Source organism: Paenibacillus sp., assembly GCF_035645235.1.
GTDB lineage: Bacteria > Bacillota > Bacilli > Paenibacillales > YIM-B00363 > Paenibacillus_AE.
The window spans coordinates 1-4,521 of record NZ_DASQMZ010000038.1; the positions used below are offsets into that span (position 1 = coordinate 1).

Here is a 4,521-nt window from a genome sequence, read left to right on the forward strand (position 1 = left end):
CCGCTCCTCGAAAAAAACGACTTGACGCTGCAAGTAAAAGATCGATACCGCCGGATCGTTCGTCTCCGCCTGCCGCTCGTCGGGGTCCGGCGCGTTCGTCAGCCAGAGGCTCGCGACGCCGCTGACGGCGCAGCCGCAGCCTTCCGCGTCGTAAACGAGCCGGAAGCGGTCGCCGGGAGCGAGCGAGTAGCCGGACAGCCGGGCGGCGGCCGCGTCCGTAATTGTAATATGCATGGGGAACTTCCTTTCCGTTGCGTTACGCATTTTCCTTATTGTATCATTTGAACGAAGGTTAATGAAGGAGCGGATGCGCATGGCGACGATCGAGCAACGGCTTGCCGAATATTTGGAATTGACCAAGAAGATGAAGAGCTACGAAGAAGCGCTCGGCGTCCTGTATTGGGATATGCGCACGGGCGCCCCTCGCAAGGGGCTAGAGACCCGCGCGGAGGTGATCGGCGTCTTGTCGACCGAGCTGTTCAAACTGAGCACGTCCGACCGGATGGGCGAGCTGTTAGCGGCGTTGACCGAGCCGGCGGCCTTCGAATCGCTCTCCCGGCTTCACCGACGGAGCGTGACGGAAAGCAAGAAGGACTACGACCGTTCGAAGAAAATTCCGCCGGAGATGTACCAGAAATACGTCGTTCTCGCGTCGCAGGCCGAGTCCGTCTGGGAAGAAGCGAAGCCGAACAACGACTTCGCGACGTTCCGACCGTACCTGGAGCAAGTCGTCGATTACCAGAAGCAATTTATCGAATTATGGGGCTACGGCGAAAATAAATACGACACGCTGCTTGACGCTTACGAGCCGGGCATGACGGTGACGAAGCTCGACGCCGTCTTCGGCGCGCTGCGAGAAACGTTGGTGCCGCTCGTCGCCGCGATCGCGGCGAAGCCGGCGCTCGATACCGCCTTCATGAACCGCAAGGTACCGACGGAGCAGCAGCGGGCGTTCAGCGAATTTATCTTGAAGGAGATCGGCTACGACTTCGCGGCCGGCCGGCTCGACCCGACGACGCATCCGTTCGCGACCGGGCTCAATCCGGGCGACGTGCGCGTGACGACGCGATATATCGAGGACGACGTGAAAAACTCGCTCTTCTCGACGATCCACGAAGGCGGGCATGCGCTCTATGAGCAAAACGTATCGCCGGCGCTGATCGGGACGAATTTGTGCACGGGCACGTCGATGGGCATTCACGAGTCCCAATCCCGGCTTTGGGAAAACATGATCGGCCGCAGCCGGCCGTTCTGGGAACGGTATTACGGCGATTTCCAGCGGATCGTACCCGCCTTCGCGGACGTGCCGATGGAGGACTTCTACCGCGCGGTGAACGAAGTGAAGCCGTCGCTCATCCGCACCGAGGCTGACGAGCTTACGTATAACCTCCATATTATGATCCGCTACGAGCTCGAGAAGCGGCTGATGAACGACGAGCTGCAGGTCGCGGATCTGCCCGAGGCCTGGAACGCGATGTATAAGGAGTATCTCGGCATCGAGCCGCCGAACGACGAGCTCGGCGTGCTCCAAGACGTTCATTGGTCGGGAGGCGGCTTCGGTTACTTCCCGTCGTATTCGCTCGGCAATATGTACGCGGCGCAGATGATGGACGCGATGCGCGCGGCGCTGCCGACCTTCGACGCGGACGTGGCGGCCGGACGATTCGACCCGATCAAGGCGTGGCTGACGGAGAAGATTTACACGCACGGTAAGCTGCTCACGCCGTCCGAGGTCATTCGGAACGTCGCCGGCGCGGAGCTCGATCCGACGTACCTTACGACGTATCTGGAAGCGAAATATAAGGAAATCTACGCTTTATAAGCGGTTTGAAACGCGAGGCGCCCTGCGGGCGCCTTTCTTCTTGTATAATGGATGGAAAACGTTTCCCACGCGAAAGGATGAGCGGCTATGGCGCTAAGGAACATCACGATTCCCGGAACGGAACTGGAGGCTTCGTCGATCTCGCTCGGCGGCGTTCCCTTCGGCAGCATGTTGGACGAAGCGGCGTCGTTCCGGCTGATGGATGCGTACGCGGAGCTCGGCGGCAACCTGATCGATACGGCGGAGGTATACGCGAATTGGCTGCCGGGCGAGCCGAGCGCGAGCGAGCGGACGATCGGCAAGTGGATGAAGTCCCGGGGCTGCCGCAGCCGCATGATCGTCACGACGAAGGGCGCCCACCCGCGGCTTTCGGCGATGCAGGCCGGCCGACTGTCGCCCGCGGACATCGCCGGCGACGTGGAGGACAGCCTGCGTCGGCTGCAGGTGGATACGATCGATTTGTATTGGCTGCATCGCGACGACGCGTCGCGCAGCGTCGCGGACATTGTGGAGGCGCTGGCGGAGCAGGCGCGGAAGGGCAACATCCGTTATTACGGTTGCTCGAACTGGACGCTCGAGCGGCTGCAGGCCGCGCAAGCGTACGCGGCGGTGCGGGGACTTCCTGGCTTCTGCGCCAATCAGCCGATGTGGAGCCTCGCTGCGGCCGATCCTTCGAAACTCGAAGACCCGACGCTCGTCGTCATGGACGAGGCGACGCGGGCTTATCATCGAACCGCCGGACTGGCCGCGATCCCGTACTCCTCGCAGGCGCAGGGGCTCTTCGAGAAGCTCGCCTCCGGCGCGCTGTCGCTGGACGGCGACGGCGTGAAGCCGCTCTATCGGTCCGAGACGAACCGCGAACGGCTCGCCCGCGTACGTCGGCTCGCGGCGGAGCGTTCGCTCGCGCCGACCCAAGTCGCGCTCGGGTACTTGCTGTCGCAGCCGTTCCCGACGATTCCGATCGTCGGCTGCCGGACGCCGGAGCAGCTGTACGCCTGCGCGGCGGCGGACGGGGTCGCCTTTTCCGAAGCAGAATTATCGTACTTGGAGCACGGCGCGTAAACGCCGTCTGGGCTCCTGCACATTGTCGGCGCTTCCGGGCTTCCGCACAGCCGAACCGGCCGGCTCCCCCGTATATTGTAACAAACCAGACGAAAGGGGGACGTCGCATGACGGCAGTCGCTGGCGGCGCATGCACGACGACGGGTGCGATCCTCGTGCTCTTCATCCTGCTCGTAATCATCTCCAAGACGTTGCTCTACTAATAAATAGCTGACGGCCGGGGGCGTCGCCTCCGGCTTACATAACGTCCGCGGCGATTTGCGCCGCGGCTTCGAGGGCTTGGAAAAACAAAATAAAAGAAGTTATCACAATAGACGAATGTCCTGCATACAATTGAAATTGAATGATTGTATGGAGGAGGTTGTAAGATGGTTGCAGATAACGATTTGCAGTGCCGCGAGATTATCACGAAGGCAGTTTGCGGCAAAGGTCGTAAGTTCTCTCAAGTGACTCATACCGTGACTCCGCCAAACCTTCCCACGAGCATTTTGGGGGCATGGATCATCAACCACCAGTACGAAGCGGTTCGATCCGGCGACGGCATTGAGGTTGTGGGAACTTATGATATCAACATTTGGTATTCGTACGACCGCAACTCGAAAACCGACGTAGCGAAAGAGACGGTCTCGTACGTAGAGCTCGTGCCGCTGTCCAACGTGGATCCGAAGCACCGCGCGTCGACGGAAGAGGTGTACGCCGAGGCGACGCAAGAGCCGAACTGCGTCGAAGCGAGCGTATCGTCGAAGGGCACGGGCGTCGTCATCCGCGTCGAGCGGGAGTTCGAGGTGGAGATGATCGCGGAGACGAAGGTCTGCGTGGTCGTGTGCCAGAACGGCTGCGAAGACTGGGGCGAGAAGACGTCCGACTACGCGGGTTCGGACGACGATCTCGACGATCTCGACGCGGATTTGCTGGAAGACGACGAAGACGACGACCTAACCTGACCTTGGCGTCGCCGCCCGTATCCTTGACGATTCAGCGAGGCTGATCCCGAACGAACGCTCCTGAATCGTCTCGGCTCACGGGTCGCGCGCTTCGAAGGCCGACCGTGTTCCTTGGGGGTATCTTCCCGTACTTATTCTATTGGTATGACAGCCGGGTGAATGGGGAGAGGGCGGTTGCCCTCTTTGTTTTTCCAAAGGTAAATTTTCTTTTCTATCGCGGGAGGCGAGTGGCATGGGCGTGTTCGTGCTCCATGAGGGGCAGCCGGAGCTCGCTCGCTTTCTGAGCTTGCTCCGGGTGCCGTCGGGCACCGCGGCGCCGCGTTCCGCTCGCGGCGGCGAGCCCTGGGCCGTATTGTCGCTTCGCGGCGGCGAGGCGGGCCCCGCGTCGGAAGGCGCGCGGCTCCAGCCGGCGGCGGCGGTTCGGCGCGCGTCCGACGCGCGGCTGCGGGCGGCGGATTTGCGCCGCCACGGGCTGCTCGTCGGATCGGCGCCGCGGGGAACGCTGCTTCGCACGTTCGTCGTGCCCGTCTTCGGGCTCGAGTCGCTCGGCGCCTTCGTCGCGGGCGGCCCCGGCGGACCGCTCGCCGCGTCCGCCGCGGACCGCCGGCTGACGGCGGCCCGCGCGGGCGACGCGGACGCGCCGCGTTCGACCGCGCTGCGCCGCGCGGAACATGCGGCCGTGCGGGCGACGTA

The 4,521-nt window shown here is 62.6% G+C and carries 5 protein-coding genes and 1 pseudogene; 5 read left to right on the forward strand and 1 reads right to left on the reverse strand.

Going from position 1 to position 4,521, the window contains the following annotated elements; translation table 11 throughout:
• A partial coding sequence (locus tag VEZ38_RS03460; RefSeq protein ID WP_324891954.1) for an iron-sulfur cluster biosynthesis family protein occupies window positions 1-234 on the reverse strand: 234 nt, incomplete at its 3' end.
• Between the two features lie 73 nt (window positions 235-307).
• Between VEZ38_RS03460 and VEZ38_RS03465 the strand changes: the two genes are divergently transcribed.
• The 5 genes and pseudogenes from VEZ38_RS03465 to VEZ38_RS03485 form a co-directional block, all read left to right on the forward strand.
• On the forward strand, window positions 308-1,822 hold the full coding sequence (locus tag VEZ38_RS03465; protein ID WP_414694650.1) for a carboxypeptidase M32: 1,515 nt from the start codon (window positions 308-310) through the stop codon (window positions 1,820-1,822).
• Window positions 1,823-1,909: 87 nt separating this feature from the next.
• The gene (locus tag VEZ38_RS03470) at window positions 1,910-2,884 is read left to right on the forward strand and encodes an aldo/keto reductase (RefSeq protein ID WP_324891956.1); all 975 of its coding nucleotides are present in this window, start codon (window positions 1,910-1,912) and stop codon (window positions 2,882-2,884) included.
• A 107-nt stretch (window positions 2,885-2,991) separates the two neighbouring features.
• Entirely contained in the window at window positions 2,992-3,087 is a 96-nt protein-coding gene (locus VEZ38_RS03475; RefSeq protein ID WP_324891957.1) for a YjcZ family sporulation protein, read from the forward strand.
• A gap of 165 nt (window positions 3,088-3,252) precedes the next feature.
• Entirely contained in the window at window positions 3,253-3,828 is a 576-nt protein-coding gene (locus VEZ38_RS03480) for an outer spore coat protein CotE (RefSeq protein WP_324891958.1), read from the forward strand.
• Between the two features lie 232 nt (window positions 3,829-4,060).
• Window positions 4,061-4,521 (forward strand): annotated as a pseudogene (locus tag VEZ38_RS03485) (hypothetical protein); the annotation flags it as partial.

Excerpts from the sequence above, each read along its gene's own strand:
- VEZ38_RS03475 (WP_324891957.1), top strand. The coding sequence starts at position 2,992 with ATGACGGCAGTCGCTGGCGGCGCATGCACGACGACGGGTGCGATCCTC.
- VEZ38_RS03470 (WP_324891956.1), top strand. The coding sequence starts at position 1,910 with ATGGCGCTAAGGAACATCACGATTCCCGGAACGGAACTGGAGGCTTCG.
- VEZ38_RS03480 (WP_324891958.1), top strand. The coding sequence starts at position 3,253 with ATGGTTGCAGATAACGATTTGCAGTGCCGCGAGATTATCACGAAGGCA.
- VEZ38_RS03465 (WP_414694650.1), top strand. The coding sequence starts at position 308 with ATGCGCATGGCGACGATCGAGCAACGGCTTGCCGAATATTTGGAATTG.